10 protein-coding genes are annotated in these 19,599 nt (G+C 43.6%); 6 read left to right on the top strand and 4 right to left on the bottom strand.

Going from position 1 to position 19,599, the window contains the following annotated elements; all coding sequences use genetic code 11:
* Positions 1-28: 28 nt before the first annotated feature.
* The 3 genes from C8D84_RS04645 to C8D84_RS04635 all read right to left on the bottom strand — a co-directional run bounded on the left by C8D84_RS04645 (position 29) and on the right by C8D84_RS04635 (position 3,637).
* Positions 29-1,189 carry a hypothetical protein gene (locus tag C8D84_RS04645; protein WP_109590417.1) on the bottom strand — a complete coding sequence of 387 codons (1,161 nt, stop codon included), beginning with the start codon at positions 1,187-1,189 and terminating at the stop codon, positions 29-31.
* 279 nt (positions 1,190-1,468) lie between these two features.
* Complete coding sequence (gene coq7 / locus C8D84_RS04640; RefSeq protein WP_201539625.1) at positions 1,469-2,107, bottom strand: 2-polyprenyl-3-methyl-6-methoxy-1,4-benzoquinone monooxygenase; 639 nt, start codon at positions 2,105-2,107, stop codon at positions 1,469-1,471.
* A 198-nt stretch (positions 2,108-2,305) separates the two neighbouring features.
* A complete protein-coding gene (locus C8D84_RS04635) occupies positions 2,306-3,637 on the bottom strand; it encodes an MFS transporter (RefSeq protein ID WP_109590415.1) in 1,332 nt (443 codons plus the stop codon).
* 596 nt (positions 3,638-4,233) lie between these two features.
* Here C8D84_RS04635 and C8D84_RS04625 point away from each other — a divergent pair.
* Complete coding sequence (locus tag C8D84_RS04625) at positions 4,234-7,674, top strand: autotransporter assembly complex protein TamA (protein WP_407691870.1); 3,441 nt, start codon at positions 4,234-4,236, stop codon at positions 7,672-7,674.
* A 193-nt stretch (positions 7,675-7,867) separates the two neighbouring features.
* Positions 7,868-12,862, top strand: coding sequence for a translocation/assembly module TamB domain-containing protein (locus tag C8D84_RS04620; RefSeq protein WP_109590409.1), 4,995 nt, complete (start codon positions 7,868-7,870; stop codon positions 12,860-12,862).
* Between the two features lie 260 nt (positions 12,863-13,122).
* Here C8D84_RS04620 and hemP read toward each other — a convergent pair whose 3' ends face one another.
* On the bottom strand, positions 13,123-13,281 hold the full coding sequence (hemP, locus tag C8D84_RS04615; RefSeq protein ID WP_227672156.1) for a hemin uptake protein HemP: 159 nt from the start codon (positions 13,279-13,281) through the stop codon (positions 13,123-13,125).
* Positions 13,282-13,576: 295 nt separating this feature from the next.
* Here hemP and C8D84_RS04610 point away from each other — a divergent pair, with 295 nt between their 5' ends.
* The 4 genes from C8D84_RS04610 (at position 13,577) to cgtA (ending at position 19,595) form a co-directional block, all read left to right on the top strand.
* The gene (locus C8D84_RS04610; RefSeq protein ID WP_109590407.1) at positions 13,577-14,695 is read left to right on the top strand and encodes an NUDIX domain-containing protein; all 1,119 of its coding nucleotides are present in this window, start codon (positions 13,577-13,579) and stop codon (positions 14,693-14,695) included.
* Between the two features lie 440 nt (positions 14,696-15,135).
* On the top strand, positions 15,136-16,299 hold the full coding sequence (locus tag C8D84_RS04605) for a lipocalin family protein (RefSeq protein WP_109590405.1): 1,164 nt from the start codon (positions 15,136-15,138) through the stop codon (positions 16,297-16,299).
* A 339-nt stretch (positions 16,300-16,638) separates the two neighbouring features.
* Positions 16,639-18,084, top strand: coding sequence for a glyceraldehyde-3-phosphate dehydrogenase (locus C8D84_RS04600; RefSeq protein WP_109590403.1), 1,446 nt, complete (start codon positions 16,639-16,641; stop codon positions 18,082-18,084).
* Positions 18,085-18,377: 293 nt separating this feature from the next.
* On the top strand, positions 18,378-19,595 hold the full coding sequence (gene cgtA / locus C8D84_RS04595) for an Obg family GTPase CgtA (RefSeq protein ID WP_045451832.1): 1,218 nt from the start codon (positions 18,378-18,380) through the stop codon (positions 19,593-19,595).
* Positions 19,596-19,599: the final 4 nt, after the last annotated feature.

The following is a 19,599-nucleotide window of genomic DNA, read 5'->3' as shown; positions in this document are numbered from 1 at the left end:
TTAATGACATTTAAATACCCAATCAATGTTAAGCACTAGGCTTAACATTGATGTCAGGCGCAGGTATATCCCAAATGTAGAATTTACCCTCTTCAATAAGTTTGATTTGCTGACGAATGATGTCATTGTTAGGATTTTTCTGTTCAAGACGACGTAAGCGCTCTAGAGCGTTATCGCGGCGGTCACTTAATAAGTCTGACTGTGCCAAGCTTTGCTCTGCTTCGGTATAGCCAAGAGACACTGCGCGGTCTAGGTATTTTTGACCTTCTTTGAAGCCACCGCCTTCTGACAACATCATGCCATATAAGAAGTTGGCTTCGCCGCTATCAGGTTGCAGTTTAATGGCACGGTCAACATATTTTCCACCGCGTATCGTATAGTCTGATCCCAAATCTAAGTTACGTCCCATGCCATTAAGTTTAGCGGCACGAATTAATACATCATAAGAGGCATTTGGTGATTCAGCATAAGGCTGTATCCATTCAGCCAATACTTTGATTTTTTCACGCGTATAATGGCGCTGTGAGCGGTTAGGGAAGTTTGGTGGGTAATGACGGGCATTAGGTGAGACGTCTTCGATGAAGTCATCAAGCAAGCTCACGTCTAGCTGATCGTTGTTATTACCGTTTTGCTGAGGAATCAACACAGTCGGTACAAAGCTTACGTCTGACAATTGCACTTGCGGCGTTGGTATATTGGCAAGCTGACCACTACGCAGGTCGACACCAGTAGCGGTCAGTGGACCAGGTTCATAAACTCGAGTGGTGCCAGTGAACTCAGGTATTTTTGGTGCTGGTACAACATCTTGTGGTTGCAATGTACTCATTGGCGCACGATACGGCTGAGCATTATTTGGCAAAGGAGCGCTTTGTGGAACGCTACTGCTTTGAGGGTCAGTTGGTTGAGTATTGGCTGTCACCGCCGCAGTCGGTAAAGTACCCTCTTGTGCTGTACTAGCCGCAGTCGGTCGAGCAAGGCGAATCACACGTTTGCTAGAATCCATAGCGCTAGGCACCGATGTGGCAGTAGTATCAGTCTTCGCAGCATCTGTTGCCGCATTGGTTTCTGCCGCATTGACAGGCGCTGATAATAGCATGGCACAAGCTGTTGCCAGTGCTGTCAGAGCTGCCAGTTTAGGCGACTTGCTAGACGCACGGGCAGAGAGAGTCGATTGGTTGATGGCTTTCATAAAAATCGTTACCTTAATTTATTTAGTTGTTATTTAGCAATTGAATGGTTATTAGCTCATGTCTTTGCGGCAAAATCATACAAATTTTTAATACCCTAACAAATTCAACTGAGCGCTATCAGTAGTAGGATTGTTAATAGTAACGCGATAGCGTGTACGTTATGCCAGCGACAGCAGAGTAAATGAGAGCAATATCAATGATAAAGCGCACTGTACTTACCCTCACAACGAACTTGCCACCACAACCTATCGCTCAAAACCTGCTATCAAAGATGGCAATTATAAGTGATATGCCGTGGCTTTCATGCGATTGGCCATCCAGCGCATAGTATGGCGTACAGGCGGTGATAACGCTGCGCCGCCACTTGCTAATGCCAGCTCACGATGATGCAACTCTTCAATATCCATTTGTGCCAGTATCTCTTTTGAGCGTTTATCGTGCTCTGGTAATTGGGTGATATGGTCTTGTAAATGTTCGCTGACTTGAGCTTCTGTCTCTGCGACGAATCCCAAACTAAATTCATTAGAGATGGCACCCGCGACTGCGCCAAGACCGAAAGACATGCCATACCATAATGGCGTAAAGACACTGGCATGACTGCCAAGCTCGTCTAATCGCGTCTCGCACCAGACCAGATGATCGACCTCTTCTTCGGCTGATTGCTGCATGGCTTGCTTGACGCCATTGTCTTTGGCGGCAAATGCTTGACCATGATACAGACCTTGCGCACATACTTCACCAGTATGATTGATACGCATTAACCCTGCGACATGTCGCGCCTCGGTGATAGTGAGCTCAGGAATCTCGTCACTGCTGACTGGTAGTGGACGAGTGCTAGGGTTTGAATGTGGTACGACAGCTCGTAATGCCTTATCGACCCCAAGTAACAATTGGTCGACTTTTGATAAGGGACGCAGGGCCATGATTCACTCCTGATGGCTTAAATACGATCATAAAATTAAACTTATCTGTTCTGCTAAAAACATTATCTGTTTTTCTAAAATAATGATAGTGATTAACGCATAGACATTACTATAGCAAACAATCCAAATTATCAGCATCAATATTATCCATTTGATAACATACCGATTGCTATAGCAGTATGTCAATCTTACTTATGGAGCCACTTCATCATGCGTTTGGATGACCGCATTTTTAATATGTTTATTGAGTTTACTGTATAAAAAGGCACCGAAGGCAATGTTTATGAGTCCTGTCACTAAAAATAGCTGAGGTAAATTGAATCCCAAAGCGTTCAAGATAACGATAGAGAAAATCGCTGAGGTGACCATAAATATCGCGTTAAAGATATTGTTGGCACCAACGACGCGCGCGCGGTGGCTCTTGGGTGCATAGGCCTGCATAGAAGCATATAACGGTACGATGTATAAACCGCCGCTAAAGCCCAAAAAGAATAAATCAGCAAACACGCGCCAGCTGCCACTCACCACAAATAACTCACTGATGCCAAACAGAGTTGCATTATTCACATTGATGTTGAGACTTGACAGTGAAAAATACAAATCAATCGCAAAAATACTTAAGCCGGCGATACCAAAGGGCAAAAGACGTAAGCTGACTTGGTTTTTGGTTAGTGATTTGCATAATAATGAGCCAATCGACACACCAACAGAAAACAGGGTTAATAGGAAAATAACCACTGATTCATCACCATGTAAGATGACCTTGCTGAATTCTGGCGTTTGGGTCAAAAACGTCGCGCCATAAAACCAAAACCAACTATTACCAAGGATGACAAAGAACAAAAAAGGCAATGAATATAAGTAGCGCACCGTCGCCACACTAGTGGTCACAATGTTCCAATTGATTTTTAGGTTTGGCTGCATCGCTGGCATGTGGGGTATCAATCGTGCGACAAAATAACCCAATACGGCGATGACCAATACGGTCACACTTATCCAATAGAGCGGCTGTGCTATCTGGGTTAAAACACCCGCGATAATCATACCGAGTAAGATCGCTAACGATGTTCCCATTTGAAACAAACCATTAGCACCAACCAATTCATCTTCTTTCATCGCTTGTGGTAAGTAGGCGTATTTAATAGGCCCGAAAAAAGTAGATTGAGTGCCCATGAGAAACAACGCAACAAATAACAATGCGTACCATTCAAACACGAACCCTACTGCCGCAATTACCATAATTACGAACTCAAGCAGCTTAATCAATCGTGTGAGTTTTGATTTTTCGAATTTATCCGCGATTTGTCCTGCCAGTGCAGAAAACAAAAAGTAGGGCAAAATAAACAACATCGCGGCCAAGTTATTCAAAATACTGACTTCCATGCCTAACTGACTCGCAGCAGTGTAAGTCAGAACCAGTATGAGTGCTTGCTTAAAAATATTGTCATTAAACGCGCCCAAAAACTGGGTAAAAAACATGGCGCTAAAACGGCGGTGCTTAAATAATTGAAACTGATTGGCCATGAAAATTCCTACAGACGGGTCGCGGTTGCTAGATCAAAGAAAAGCGCTGTATACCGCTTTTAAAGTGAAAGTAATTATCGATATAATTATTAACAGTATCAAAAACTTATCGAAATATAGCATAGGTTTTATCAATATTAAGCCGTATAATAGCAAGGCTTTGGTAAAAATACATGCGCTCGACGCTATGATTTCATAATTATCTAAGTTATGATTTGTAAATTTTGCATGGTTGCGTCGCGAGGTGTGAGTAATGGCAAAGGCTTGCTACCACTCACGCATGTCCATATTTTGATAAAAACATGGTGCTAATCTGACACCAAGGTTTGCGTTATAAACGGTCATTATCTAAAGCAAGACAGTAAACCATAATTCAGCCAACTGCTATAAGTTTATTCACCGGTAAGACTAGGCGATTGTTATCGTTCATAATATTGTGCCGCGTGAGGTGATAGGAAATACACATGAAACACCAGCCTTCAACGCTCGCGCGCAATGTATCGATGATGCAGTGTGATACAGATAATGTTCAAGAGGATATTGAAATTCAAGATTTTCAGAGTGACCGTTTTCAAAAAACACGTCGTACAGCAGCTATGGCAAATCATGGCAATACGCCGCGCATTCATTTTACGCGTTCAGCACTTTTCACTGCGCTAGCGACCAGCCTAGTGGGTTTCGGTATGGCACCTGCTGCATTGGCTGATACCACAAATAATATCAGTTCTCCTAAACAACCTACGAGCAATCAAATAGCTGTCGATCAATCAAACAGTCAACCAACCAGTACTCAATCAACAAACACTCAATCGACCACACTGTCAGATGATGATACTCAGCTCGATATTGCTTTGGATGCATTGCGCCTAAAAAAGGCAGTAGAGCAGGGCATTATTGATCAGTCAGTATTGGATGAGTACAGCGAACAAAGCCTAGGCATTAAGAAGTCTGATGCTCAAGATAAAAGCGCTAAAAAACCAGTTGCTCAGCCTCAGGGTACGGCTAATTCTCAGGCAAATGCCATGGATAATATGGCTGGCGCAAATGATGCTCAGCTCGATCTTTCCGATAACGCCAATGATGGTTTGTTGCAACAAGCCGCAGCCATACAGCAGCAGGGTTATCAGATGATGACGCCCGAGGAGATTGATCGTGAGCTGGCTGCGATGGACATGCAGAATGCCAAAGATATTGATGACATCAATAATAGTACCAACGTTAACTATAACAATTACAGTAACAATAATAATGATATCAGCAATAACGATCGAGATTTTGACGCGCCAATTGCTACATTAGATGATACAACCCCGCCTATTGGTTTAGATGTGGATTTGGATGCGACCAATCTGCCAGCTCCTAACAATCTTGAGACATTAGGTAGGAATGAGAGCGCTGCTGAAAGTGCACAGACGGCTGAAGTTATGTCGCGTCCGATCGATGTTAGCGACTCTGTCAGTAGTGGACGCGTGGATGGAACCGGTACTTTCGATAATGAGAGTGTTGCCAATGCCAGTGATGAGACCAATGAAGATGGTACAACGTCAGATATCATCAATCCTGATGACTACTTGCCAGACTATCAAGCGGACTCTCAGGGAATAAACCAGAGTATCGAACAAGCCAGTAAGCCCAAGCCAATGGCGCGTAATAAAGGCAATATCGTGAAACGCCTTTATAACCGTTTATTCAATGCAGGTGTGATGGCATTACCACATGTAGATACCACAATTTATCTACGGCAGGCGACCGCTGAAGGTGCTGTCGATGGTAAGCCAAAGCTCACCAAAGCGGACAATGACGTTCAGCCCATGAAAAACATCAAGGCTGCCCTTGATGATACGACAGTTCAGTCAGTTACCGACTTTACGGCCGCCTTGCCACGCCTACGCCAAACAGCATTAGAGGCAGCTCAAGCAGTGGGTTACTATGATATTACGTTACGCCTACGTCAGCGCAATGCTGACACGATCGATGTCATTATCGAAGAGCTGGGCGAGCCGGTACGTGTGGACAGCCGTATTGTTGAGATTCGCGGTGAAGGCAGTGAACAACCAGAATATATAGCACTTGAAAAAGACTTGCCGCCACAAGTGGGTGATATCTTCAATCACCGTGTTTATAAAGATAGCAAGGCGGCCCTTGAGTCGCTGAGTAATACTTATGGCTATTTTGATCAATATTGGCTCAACAAATCCGTTGATATTATCTTGCCAGATAATACTGCAGATGTGTCGCTGGTCTACAACACTGGGGATCGTTATGAGTTTGATGACGTTGTGTTTTTTACATACGATGAAGAAACCAACACCTTAACCCAAGATCCTGACAAGCTACCTGTTGAGTTGTCACTATTACAACAGTTGTTTGACTTTAAGCCCGGCGATCCTTTTTATCGTCCAGCGGTGACCGAGTTTAGCAATGACTTATCAGCGACTCGTTATTTTAATACAGTCAACGTTGAGTCGATATTGCCGCCAGATGAACGCAGTGAAGCCAGTACTTTGGCTTTTGATAACACGCCTACCAATAATAGCGGCACACTCGACGACGATATTAATAGTGATGGCGCCTCAGACATTGCGGGCAATAATGGTGCTGAAAGTTCAGCTGCTTCTAATAGTAGCCGTGTTAATCAAGACAATAACGCTGATGATGGTGATGAAAATAACGCAGAGAGTGAGGGTAATACGACTGCCAATAGCGGTGAAACAGTCAATCCCGCCGATATTGCGGCGATCGATTTTGAAGCTGATGCAGCAACACTTGATAAACTACAAGCTATCAAACAAAAAGCAGAGCGCTTGAGCCGCTTACCAAATGACCGTGTATTGGATGAAAAAGACCAAGAGGCGGACAATCTTTTGGGTAAAATAAGCGACGGCATCAGTAATATTGCGCAAAAAATATTCCCTGATGAAGAAAGCTTAATCACTGATGAAAACTTTGTACCACCAACGCTGGCTGGTCGAAAAACGCCGCGACAAGTGGCAGAAAGTAAAAAAGTACCGTTGTATGTTTTTGTCTCTTCAAGTAAGCCGCGCGATGCCCAAGTAGGTCTTGGTTACGGCACAGATACGGGCGTGCGAGCGACGGCAAAAATAGACTATAATTTGCTCAATCGTAAAGGCTACCAAGCTGGTGCGGAGACCGAGGTTTCCAGAATTACTAAAAACGTCGCTGTTTATGCCAGTCGACCTTGGAAACATCCACTTAACGATAAATTAGATGCGCGTCTTACCTATGAAGAAGAGGTCATCGACCAAGGTGAAGGCAACTTTGACTTATCTACTACGACGCTAAAAGCAGCATTAGCGCGTAATATTCGCCGTGATAGTGGCTGGAATCGCAGCTACTCTGTGAATTACCGTTTAGATGAGCTAGAGACTGGGGTCGATGAGACAGAGTTGGACGACCTACCTATTCGCTTTACTTCCTCTAAGCCTAAGCAGCAAGCGCTGCTATTTGGTTATGGTATGAACAAAACCGATGTAGACAGTGTGACCAATCCGACTCGCGGTATGCGTCAGTATTACTCGCTTGAAGCAGGGGCTGATAAAGCCCTTAGCGACACTAATATGGCAATCATTCGCGCAGGTGTCAGCGGCATTTATAGTTTTGGCGATGAGCAAAAGCATCAAGTGCTGGGCAGTCTGAATACGGGCTACATCTGGGCAGATGATTTTTATGATGTGCCTTATAAATTACGCTTCTTTGCGGGTGGTGACCAAAGTATTCGTGGCTATGACTATGAGAGCTTGTCACCGCTCGACAAGGGCTATTTGACTGGTGGGCAAGTGCTCGCGGTTGGTAGTGCAGAGTATAACTATGAATTTAAACCAGGATTCCGCGGGGCATTCTTCACTGACGTGGGTAATGCTTACGACAAAAACTTCGAGACTGAGACAAAGGTCGGCGTCGGTGTTGGTATCCGCTGGGCATCGCCAGTCGGTGTGGTAAGAGTTGATGTGGCTGCTGGGGTGACAGAAGAAAGCATACCCGTTAGACTGCATTTCTTTATTGGCTCGCCTTTATAGTCATATAATCCAGTAGTGACATCATTGTAGTGACATCATTGTAGTGACATCATTTAGCGCGTATTGATCATTATTAAGTCGTCTCCGTTAGTGACATAGAGACAGGTTCAACACGCGCTATTAGCAATATCCGTTGTATTTCTTATTTATCGTGCCGATTGCCGGTGACCATTCTTTAACGTAGTTGAGTGTCATGCTGACAAAAAATACCCCGCCTAATAACGCCCCAGATGAAGATCCAGCACAGCGAGACGCTCGTGCCGTCAGACGTTGGTATCCGCTGTCATTTTTGCTCAAATTACTGGTGCTTATTTTAATTGTGCTGGCCATCATGTTTGCTGTGTTTTTTTACGCAATGGGCACAGAGTCGGGTACGAAGTTTATATTAGAGAAAGTCAGTGCTGAGACGGGCATTGATTTTAAATATGGTCGCGGTAATTTACGTGATGGTATCTGGGTCACTGATATCGATATCAAGGCGACTGAAGACCTTGAAGTATTGGTTGATAAAGCTTACGTCAAGATAGGCTGGCGTGCCATATTTGCCAAAGAAGTGCATCTGCGTGATGCAGACATACAAACCATTGAGATTATCAATAACAAGCCACCAACGGGTGAGCCGTTCGATTATAAAACGTTACAGCTACCAGTGAACTTACGCTTTGATCACGCTAAAATAAAAAATATTACTTATAAACAAGTGACCAAAGAGCCCATCGTTGTGCAGGATATTGTTGCCCGTGATTTGACATGGGTCGGTAGCACGGTAACGGTTGGTCGCGGCGATTTACAATATGCTGATATCGTCAAAATCAGTGCCTTACAAGGTGAAATTGATTTACAAGGCGACTATCCGCTAGATTTAAGCGCGATTGCAGAAGTCAGTGCGCTAGAAAAAGCCTACGTTGATCCATTGAATATCACAGCAACAGGGACGCTAAAACGTACGGTTGGTAAGGTTCGTAGTCGCTACAATGACAGCGATGTGAGCGGTAATTTTGTTGTACAAGGTCTAGATGAGGATTCGCCGTTCCAGGCAAAATTGCAATGGGATGATATTTTGATCCCTTATGCTGAAAGCCAAAAAATTCGTTTAAAAAGTGGTACTGCTACCGCGACAGGGGTTATCTCTGAAATACGTCTGCGTATCAATACTGAGCTGACGGCTAAAGACATTCCGTCTGGTCACTATCAAGGTCGCGCCGTCATTGCAAACAGTCAGTTACGTATTGATCGCTTAGATGCTCAGGTGCCAGCTGGAAATTTAATTCTGCAAGGTATTTTAGATTGGCAAGACAGTTTTGATGCAAAAGTACGAGCGACAGGTAGCAATTTTGATATTCGCCGCGTTATTCCTAATGACTATGCTGATTTCAAAGCATATGCACCGCAAAAGCTGAATGGTCGATTGTCACTACATTATCAGCAGCAAAACAGCGCTGGTAGCATAGCGCTTGATGCAGATTTGCGTCAACGTGATGGCGAGCATGTGAATGCTAATATCGTCCAAGGCAAAACGTCAGCGAAGTCGACACAGGTAGCGCCTTGGTATATCGATGCCAAATGGCAAAACCTAATCCGCCGCGATGTACCTAATATCGGTAATATTGATAGTCCGCGTGGACAGGCGGATGTCATCATTCGTGGCTCACGGTTATCAGTAGATGCCAATGCGGTCATTAATGAATTGAATGCCGCTCCTAAAGGCAACTATGACGTGAGCGTGCGCAAAGCTGGGGATGTCATCGACATCAATCGCCTGAACTATAAAGGGGTCGTGGGCGACTTATCAGGTACTGGGCAGATTCAATTGGCAAATAAAAAGCGTCCGCTCACATGGCAGATAGATGCGCGTACCAATGGATTATTACCCAAACAGTATCGCAGTGATTTGCCGCTTGAGCGCCTAACCGGTAGTGTCAGCGCGCGTGGTCGTTTATTGACTATTACCAAAGGTGGCGTTAGTGGTCAGCGTCATATTATCACCTTAAACAAGACCGACTTGCAGGCGCAACTTGATGCGACTCAAGATGGCCGTGCTATTGGCATAACGGGTGCGGGTGATGCCAAAATCGATATCGTTGGTGGCGAGCTGTCTATGTTCGATGCGCGCTTCAATGGACAAGTCGATACTGCAGATGTACCAAAAGGACGCCTATCTATTGATGCGGCTGGCACGCCAAAGTTTATCAGTATTCGTAAGCTCAATTACAACGGTGAAGCGGGCGCAGTGAATGCCAAGGGCGTCATCGATTTGCGTAAAAATATCGGCTGGACGATAGATGGTCGCTTTGATAAATTTAATTTGGGTTATTTCTTGCCCAATAATCCAGCGATTATCACCGGTGATCTAAAAACCAGTGGCGAGTGGCAAACTGCGCCTAAAAACAATGCCAATACCGCAGGCAAACTGCAACGTTTTGCGGTGAATTTCGATGGAGTGCTAGATGCTGAGCAACTGCCAGCGGGCAAGCTGACCATCGACGCCAGTGGTGATGACCAGCTGATTCGTATCAAGCGTTTCCGTCATGTGGGCGCGGCAGGCAGTATTGATGCCAAAGGGACGGTTGATGTACGTCAAGGCATTGCGTGGGATATTGACGCAGTGATGGATCGTTTTAATATTGGTTATTTTCTCAAAGATACTCCAAGCCTTATCACTGGCACTATCGATACGGATGGGCGCTGGAGTGACTCGCAGCAAATCATTAATATCAAAAAAATTGATTTAAGAGGTATGCTAAAGGGTCAACCGCTTAGTGCCAAAGGTAGCTTAGCGGCGAAGATGCGTCTGCCAAAAGATTTGGCAAGCTATTTCAAGCGCCTACAAACGCAAGATGCACAGGCGCAATATAAGCAAGTAAATGCCTTGATAGACAGCTTAAACGCGGATAATTTAGTGCTACGTTGGGGTGATAATTATGTCACTGCTAATGGCAATGCTAAGCAATTACAAACCAAAATTAACATCACCAGTCTGGATCAGTTGTCAGATAAATTGGCTGGCAAAGTCACTGGCGGTGCGACCTTATCACAGCCAGTAGGACAAGCGCTGCCAACCATTTATATCGATTTAGTCGGTGAGCGAATTGCACTGCCGGGCTTTATTTTGCGCCAAGGTCGCGTGCGCGGTAAGCTGGTCAATTTAGCAAACAGCCCAAGTCAGCTTATTATCACCGCTGAAGGTTTAGATGCAGCTGGACAGAGTTTTAAAAGCGTTAAAGCGACTTTTAATGGTACTGAGCAAGCGCATGTGGTCAATCTTGACGTTGCCAATGAGCAGCTCACGATTGGCGCAAGGCTTAAAGGCGGCTTCAATCGAAATAAACTGAGCTGGTCTGGCGTCATCGGTAAGGGCCGTGTTCAATCCAAATATGCGACCTTAAATCAGTTACAGCCCGCGCAGTTAATTGTTAATTTACCTAACAATCAAAATGGCAATAATAACGATTTAAAAGTACAGTTGGCAGCGCATTGCTGGCAAGCCACCGATCAAACGGGCAAGGTATGCTTACGTGAAAACTTAATCGCGTCACCTGATAAAGGTGAGGTGAATATCGCCTTGCAAAATCTAGATACGTCATTACTATCGGTCTTTTTACCCAAAGATATTGACTGGCATGGCAAAATTAATGGTAAGGCGATTGTTGGCTGGCAACGTGGTCGTCCACCGACGATTAATACCACACTGTATTCAGACAACGGCAAAATCGGCTTGATTCAAGATGGTGATAGTTTACCCGTCACTCTGCCTTATAAGCGGGTCTCATTGATTGCACTGTCCGTCCCTGAGGGCATCAAACTACGTACCGATATTAATACTGGTGGCGGTGCGCGTGGCTATGCTGAAGTGGTCGTTGATCCTTATAAGACGCCTAAGCCAATTTCGGGCGCTTTGGTATTGAATGAGCTCAACCTTGCGATATTCAAGCCTTTCTTCCCAGGTATGCGAGTGCTAGAGGGCAATGTCACGATGGCAGGAGGATTGGGCGGTACATTAGATAAGCCGCAATTCTATGGCGATGTGAAACTTGCTAATGGCCGTATTGCGATGCTTGATTTGCCCATTAATTTAACCAATGTAAATACTGACGCCAAAATTCGTGGCACGCAAGCCACTATTGATGGAACCTTTAGCAGTGGTACGGGTAAAGGGGTTTTGACTGGTACTGTTAATTGGCAACAAAAACTCCAAGCCAAGCTTAGCGTCAGCGGCGAGCGTTTGGTGATTACTCAGCCACCATTGTTAGTGGCAGAAATCAATCCTGATATTGATATCATCGTGCGTCCAGGCGATCGTTATGTCGATATTAAGGGGGCGGTCAGCGTACCGTCAGCGACCATTCGTCCGCCAGAAGCCAGCGAAGATATTATTACTCAAACCGAGGATGCAGTGGTTCTTGATCGTCGTCTCATTGGCAATATTGACGAGGTATTGGCAATATCGAAACCTTGGTCAATCAATGCGGATATCGGTGTCGACTTGGGTGATGATATCAACTTCCGTGGTTTTGGTGCTGTTATTCCTTTAGCTGGTGCGATTAATATCACTCAAAATGGCACGGGTGTTATGCGTGCAAAAGGGGTGGTGCAAGTATCACGTCGTACCAATATCAATGCTTTTGGTCAGAATCTAGAGCTTAACTACGGACAAGTGCGCTTTAACGGTGATGTGATGAAACCTAACCTCAGTATTGAGGCGGTTAAAACGATCAGTGGCAAAACGGTAGGTGTGCGTGTCAAAGGCAATACAGAAAGCCCCAATATTATTGTCTTTAATAATGCAGGCTTGACTCAACAGCAGGCGATGAATGCTTTGGTGACAGGTCGAATTAATAACAAGGGCGCCACCCAAATCAGTGAGCAAGGCTTTAAATCGCAAGTGACGAATAACCTAGCCGCCGCGGGCTTAAGCTTTGGACTGAGTGGCACGCGCAATCTAACTAATCAAATCGGTCAGATTTTTGGTTTTCAGAGTTTGACCGTTGATGCCTCAGGTAGTAGTGAAGACACCAACGTCAACGTCACCGGTTACGTGACGCCTGACTTGTATATACGCTACGGAGTAGGGGTGTTTAATGCTCAAAATAGCTTATCTATTCGTTATCAGTTAACTCGACGTATTTATGTAGAGGCAACCTCAGCGGCAGAAAACGCGGTGGATGTGGTTTACAGCTGGCAGTTCTAAATCGCATCGTTTTATCCAATAAAAAACGCCTTTTAATGAAGGCGTTTTTTTATAGGTAGGCTAGGATGTGTCCTCAATTCAATCGATAGTTATCTAAATGGGTTAAAAATGGCTAAATCTTGCCAAACGGCGTCAAATAGTTGACTAATATCTCGATATTATCGGCGCTATTTTCCCTTGTTTGACGGCAATTTATCTCATTTTTATCACCATTTTTAAAATGAGGACACGCCCTAATATTGATGATGAATGATATTAATCTATTTAGTCAAGATTAAGCGATTATTACGTGTCAAACGTAGTCGATACTCTTCACCCTCATGCTCGATACGCACTTCTTTAGTGAGTGCAAATAAGTGTTGTGATTGCAAAGTTGGTAAACGGTTTTCACGGCAATTCAAGTAACGAGAGATAACCATGCTCATAGTAAATTCCTTTTGATAAAAAATGGCCGAATAGTAATGGCGATACAGTAACTATCTTTAACGATAATAATTATCATTTACATTGAAGGATTTTGCAAGGTAATTGATAAAATAAAATGCAGTCATTGTGTAAACTTATCTAAAGCAATTTTCGTAAATGAGGTTTAAATAAATAAAAATTAGCTAATTATTATTATAAATCAATAGGTTGGTTCTAAATTGACTTGGTTTTTGAAAATATAAACCAATCAAATCACACTTTAAAAAAATAGTAATAAAGGAGACGCCGATGCCAAATGAAGCAGATAACCACACTGATAGCTCATTTAACAGCGAAAAAGTACTTATCGTAAACGTGGCAGTTGCGGTCATTCATCATGAAGCCCAATATTTACTTGGATTTAGAAACGCCGCCCAGCATCAAGGCAACCGCTATGAATTTGTAGGTGGCAAAATAGAAGCCAATGAAAACGCCGAGCAGGCGTTAATTCGGGAAGTTGCTGAAGAGACAGGCATTGAAATTTGTGACAATACGATGGTCAAGCTTGGACGTCTACATCATAATTATGGTGATAAGCAGGTCAGTTTACAGATTTACAAAGTTGAGCTGACTGCGCAGCAGTATGAGCAGCATAAGTATCGCCAATATGGGCTAGAAGGTCAGGCGCTAACGTGGGTAAATAAGGCAGATTTATTAGCAGGAAAGTATCATTTACCGGCTGCTAACCAGACGATCCTCGAATGGCTGAGTGTGCCAACAACGATAGCAATTACCTATCCATTGACGCATTTTGATGCCACTCCTGATCCAGTGGCCGCATGGCTGACTTTTCATCAAAACAAGTTAACAGCCAATGCTTGGGTATATATTCGAATAAAGGCAGCTGGCTCAGAAAGTATAGCAGCGCAGTTGATGCATATGCGTCCAGATATTAAGGCGATTGTCCCTTGTGATGTCAATGCACAGACCCTAACCATTGAAGCGCCGCTAGCAATGAAAGATACAACCACTGCCAATTCAATCGTTGCCAATTCAATCGTTGCCAATCAGCTGTCTCATACCGCATTGTTGCAATGGTCGGAGGATACACAAGATAGAGTGCTGTCTAAAAATTATCCGTTAATAGTCAGTTGTCATGATGCCGCCAGTATTGATGCTGCCAATAAACTGGCTCATGCTCGGTTACAACAGCAATTACCGCCCGTCATTGGCGCCTTTTTGTCTCCTGTACTAGTCACCCATACACATCCTGATACTGTGCCACTTGGTTGGGAATCATGGTCAGCATTGGCACAATTGGCTGACATGCCGATTATCGGTTTGGGTGGTTTATCACCTGTGATGATTCATCAAGTATTAGAGCATGGTGGTATCAGTGTTGCTGGTATTCGAGAGTTCTTTGAATAGTAAAAAACTAATAGAGGGAGTGTTGGCACCAATGCTGACCAGTCCTGAACTAGAATTGCCATTAATTGGCATCTATCAGGGCAAATAATTGATTTTTAATATATTTATCCAATCAGTAACTATGTGTTTATTCGGTATTTATTCTACTGCATAAACGCATAGTTACTTACAAACCGTTGCTTTTTCCTACATTGCGACACTGTTTTAATAGTCGAGCTGCCATTAATATATATCACCTAAACAAAGAGTATTTACTCTATATTCTTATAAGCGAATTGCTTATCAATATACCTCTTAAGTTCTCTCATAATATTTTGCTTCTGTAGCGCCAGCTTTTACATTCAATATATTTTTAAAAGTTGAAGAGGCACAGAAGATGAGAGTACATATAGGGCATATAAGAAGAATAGTTAACAGTCACTATCAATAATGGTACCTCTATGAAAACCAATAAGTTACCTCAATCAGCATGGTCTGATACAAAGGAAGCTGGTTCTCAATCTAAGCAGACTACCCAGTCGCGCCACTATCATCTGAATGAGGATAGTACACGGCAGACAGGTAATGCCAGCAACGATGCTAGCTACAACCATGATAATCTAAATGACCAATATTCTGCCCATTTGGCAAAAAAAACGTCTTCGCAAGATCACTATTTTGGATATAAAAGCGCCGATAAGAGCCCACTACGGGCAAAAGAGTCTGCTATGATCAACAGCAACAATAATAAAGACGGCGATTCAAAACATAGGGAAAGCAGTAATTTTGTTAGTGATTACTGTACCAAGGATAGTGGTCACTGCACTAACGATTATAAATGGTCACAAGAGTTGAGCGAAAAAGAATCTGGACAGAATCACCATTCAACGCACAATGCTGATTCATCATCAACCTCTACTTACTCATCATACAAAGAAATACCGGAGCGTATATTTATGAATGGACTTATCAAGCATACGGGCATAGCTCTAGCAATTATCATCCCATTAGCTGCATTTTCAGCGTATGCGGCGACGCCACTGGTTACTGCTACCGCTGACATGACTGCTAACGCCACTACAGAGACACTGTCAATTAAGCCAAGCGCCATCATTCATAAGTCTGCAAGCACACCGACCACAGTGGATAGCGTTGATCTAAAAAGGTATGCAGGGACATGGTATGAGATAGGTCGTTTGCCCATGTATTTTCAGCGCAATTGTGCCAGTGATGTCACCGCCAATTATACGGAAAAAACCGACGGTTCAGGTATCATAGTCACTAATAAATGCGTACAGAAAGACGGTTCTGGTATTACTTCTGAGGGTATCGCTAAGCCTGTTGATGAGTCAGGCAGTAAGTTAAAGGTCACCTTTTTACCATCGTGGATTCGTTGGTTGCCAGTTGGTCGTGCCGACTATTGGGTACTAGCACGTGATGCTGATTACAAGACTGCTTTAGTAGGAACACCTGATAAAAAATATTTATGGTTATTGGCGCGTTCGCCAAACGTCACTCAAGAAACCTATGCCAAATATCGTCAAATCGCTCAACAGCAAGGCTATGACTTAAAAGAATTTAAGTTAACCCCGCAGACCAATCAAACGGTTAGCCTCGTTCCATAACGAGCATCACTTACTAGATACTGGGTTAAATAGTAGTGTTACTTCATCATCCACTATTTGATACTGGCAATCATGAACAATAAGGCAGCATAATTGGCTGCCTTTATTTTCATAATAACCTGCATAACTCAATAAAATGCTTTATAAGCGCTAGCAGATCGGTTATCACTGGCAAAATAGGCCGTTTTAGGCTAAAATCTAGGCGATCTCAATACTCTACATCAATAACTGACACCAATATCGTGCGGTTGCCATACTAGAGTGATTGCGTAGACCACACATAATCTATCTAATCTGTATTCTCTATCATTTACTGATCACACATTACTGACCATAAGGATGTTTCTCGTGAGCAACGCTGATACCTTACGCCAATTACATCAAGACCACTTAAGCAACTACAACAATCAAGAGCAACAAGCGATTGAGCTGATGGGGCTATTGAATAAGCTCTATAATGAGCAAGACGTACAAGTAACCTTGTTCGGTGACACGTTAAATACGACGTCAGTTGGTCAAATATTGGCATTGCATCAAAAAGTAGCCTTGCGTAACCAAGACGCTAAATCTATTGATATCGCTGACACTTTAGCCATGGTTAAAGCGCTAGCGGCTAATGATAAGCTGCAGTCTGCACAGGTTGATGTTGGTCAGTTAATCGCTAATGACAGTGATTTACAAGCAGCACTTCAAGCAGTTAATAGTGATGACACTACGGTTAATCCGGCGACTGATGTCGTGCTATACGGTTTTGGTCGTATCGGTCGTATTTTAACTCGTCTGCTATTATCACAAGCGTCAAGTGCTAAAGGTATGCAGTTAAAAGCCATCGTCGTACGTCCTGCGGCATCTGGCGATTTGGCCAAGCGCGCCTCATTGCTAGAGCGTGATTCAATCCATGGTAGCTTTGCTGGTGGCGTGGTGGTTGATGATGAAAACAACGGCTTGATTATCAATGGCCGCTTTGTTCAGGTTATCTATGCCAAAGATCCAAGCGAGATCGATTATACGGCTTACGGTATTAATGATGCGTTAGTGATTGACAACACGGGCATTTGGAAAGACGAAGCTGGTCTTGGCAAGCATCTTCAATCGACTGGTGTGAAAAAAGTCTTATTAACAGCCCCAGCTGGCGGTGAGATTAAAAACGTTGTTTATGGTGTAAATAACGATACAGTCGGTGAAGATACAATCGTCAGTGCGGCGAGCTGTACCACCAACGCAATTACCCCAACGTTAAAAGTATTGAACGATGAATACGGTATCGAAAACGGTCACGTTGAAACGATTCACTCATTCACTAACGATCAAAACTTGATTGATAATTATCATAAAGCGGATCGCCGTGGTCGTAGTGCTGTATTGAATATGGTTATTACAAGTACGGGTGCTGCTAAAGCGGTTGGTAAAGCACTGCCAGAGCTTAGTGGTAAACTAACGGGTAATGCCATCCGTGTACCAACGCCAAACGTCAGCTTAGCGATTTTAAACTTGAATCTTAAAACAGCACCAGAAAGTGCTGATGCATTAAACGAGTTTATGCGTAAAGTATCTAATAGCAGTCAGTGGCAAACACAGATTGCTTATACAGATTCTACCGAAGCGGTATCGACGGATTTTGTTGGTGATACCCATGTAGGTATCGTTGATGCCCAAGCGACTATTTTGACCGACAATCATGCCATTGTTTATATCTGGTATGACAATGAAGTTGGCTATAGTACGCAAGTATTACGTTTAGCCACACAAATGGCAGGCATCAGTTATACACAGATTCCAGCTTAATACATTTGTACAGCAGTAGTGAGTTTTTAATATTGAGGTACTCTTTATAAGAAAGTACTTTAATAGTCACTTTTAGCATGGACAAATAGATGTGATTTTTTAAGTTAATATATACCGCACCCGATAGTCCAATTGGTTATCGGGTGTTATTGTCATAAATAAAGCAATGATATAATGATATATAGCAACATAGACGTAAGTCTCCTATTTTTTAAAAGATACCTATAGGCAAAAGAAGCAGTATATGACTGCTATTGAGTCTATAAACTAGAGTGTAAATAAAGGAACGTAAGATGCGATTTATTGATGAAGCCGTCGTAACGGTAAAAGCAGGTGACGGTGGTAACGGAATCGCCAGTTTTCGCCGAGAAAAGTATGTCCCACGTGGTGGACCTGATGGTGGAGATGGTGGCAAGGGCGGAGATATTTACGTCATTGCAGAGGATAACACCAACACCCTAGTGGACTATCGTTATACCCGTCGTCACGATGCTATGCGCGCTGAGAATGGCCACAGTAGAAACTGTTCAGGCAAGGGCTCTGATGATTTGTTTTTACCAGTACCTATCGGTACCACGGTAGTTGATACCGAAACTGACGAAGTGTTGGGTGACTTGATTGAACTTGGTCAGACGTTACTGATTGCCAAAGGTGGTGATGGTGGTTTGGGCAATACCCATTTTAAGAGCTCTACCAACCAAGCACCGCGTAAATCGACGTCTGGTTTTGAAGGTGAGTTAAAAGTTCTTAAATTTGAGCTAAAAGTTGTGGCTGATGTTGGCTTGATTGGTTTGCCTAATGCTGGTAAATCTACCTTTATTCGTCAAGTCTCTGCTGCTAGACCAAAAGTTGCTGACTATCCGTTTACCACCCTCGTTCCGAATCTAGGTGTGGTTGATATCGGTCGTCATCGCTCATTTGTGATGGCAGATATTCCAGGTTTGATCGAAGGTGCTTCAGAAGGTGCTGGACTTGGCATTCGTTTCTTAAAACATGTGGCTCGTACTCGTCGTCTGTTACATGTGGTTGATGTAAAGCCAATTGATGGCAGCGATCCGGTAGCCAACGCTCGTGTTATCTTGAATGAACTTGAGCGTTTTTCGCCTGAGTTATCCAACTTGCCCCAGATTTTGATATTAAACAAAATTGATCAGGTGCCTGACGAAGAGTTAGATGAGCTTTGTACTCATATTGTCGCCGAGCTTGATTGGACAGGCGATGTATTTCGCACGTCAACCTTAATGGGTGAAGGGACGGATGCAGTTAAATATCATTTAATGAATGAGATTGAACTAGAGCGTGAGCGTGAACTAGAAGATCCTATCTTCGCTGAAGCACAAAGAACCCGTTTTGAGCGCTTAGAAGTAGAAGTACGTCTAAACACTGAGGCGCAGCGTGAAGCATATCGTGCGGCTCGCAAAGCGGCTCGTGAAGGTGTAGATTTAAGCGACGGCGATGCTGATTTTGACGATGACGACGAAGATGGTGTTGAAGTCATTTATGTTCCTTAAGCTA

The sequence above is a fragment of the Psychrobacter immobilis genome, from assembly GCF_003148585.1.
GTDB classification, from domain to species: domain Bacteria; phylum Pseudomonadota; class Gammaproteobacteria; order Pseudomonadales; family Moraxellaceae; genus Psychrobacter; species Psychrobacter immobilis.
The sequence above is the reverse complement of the archived record's forward strand: the minus strand, read 5'-3'. Positions and strand labels throughout refer to the sequence as shown.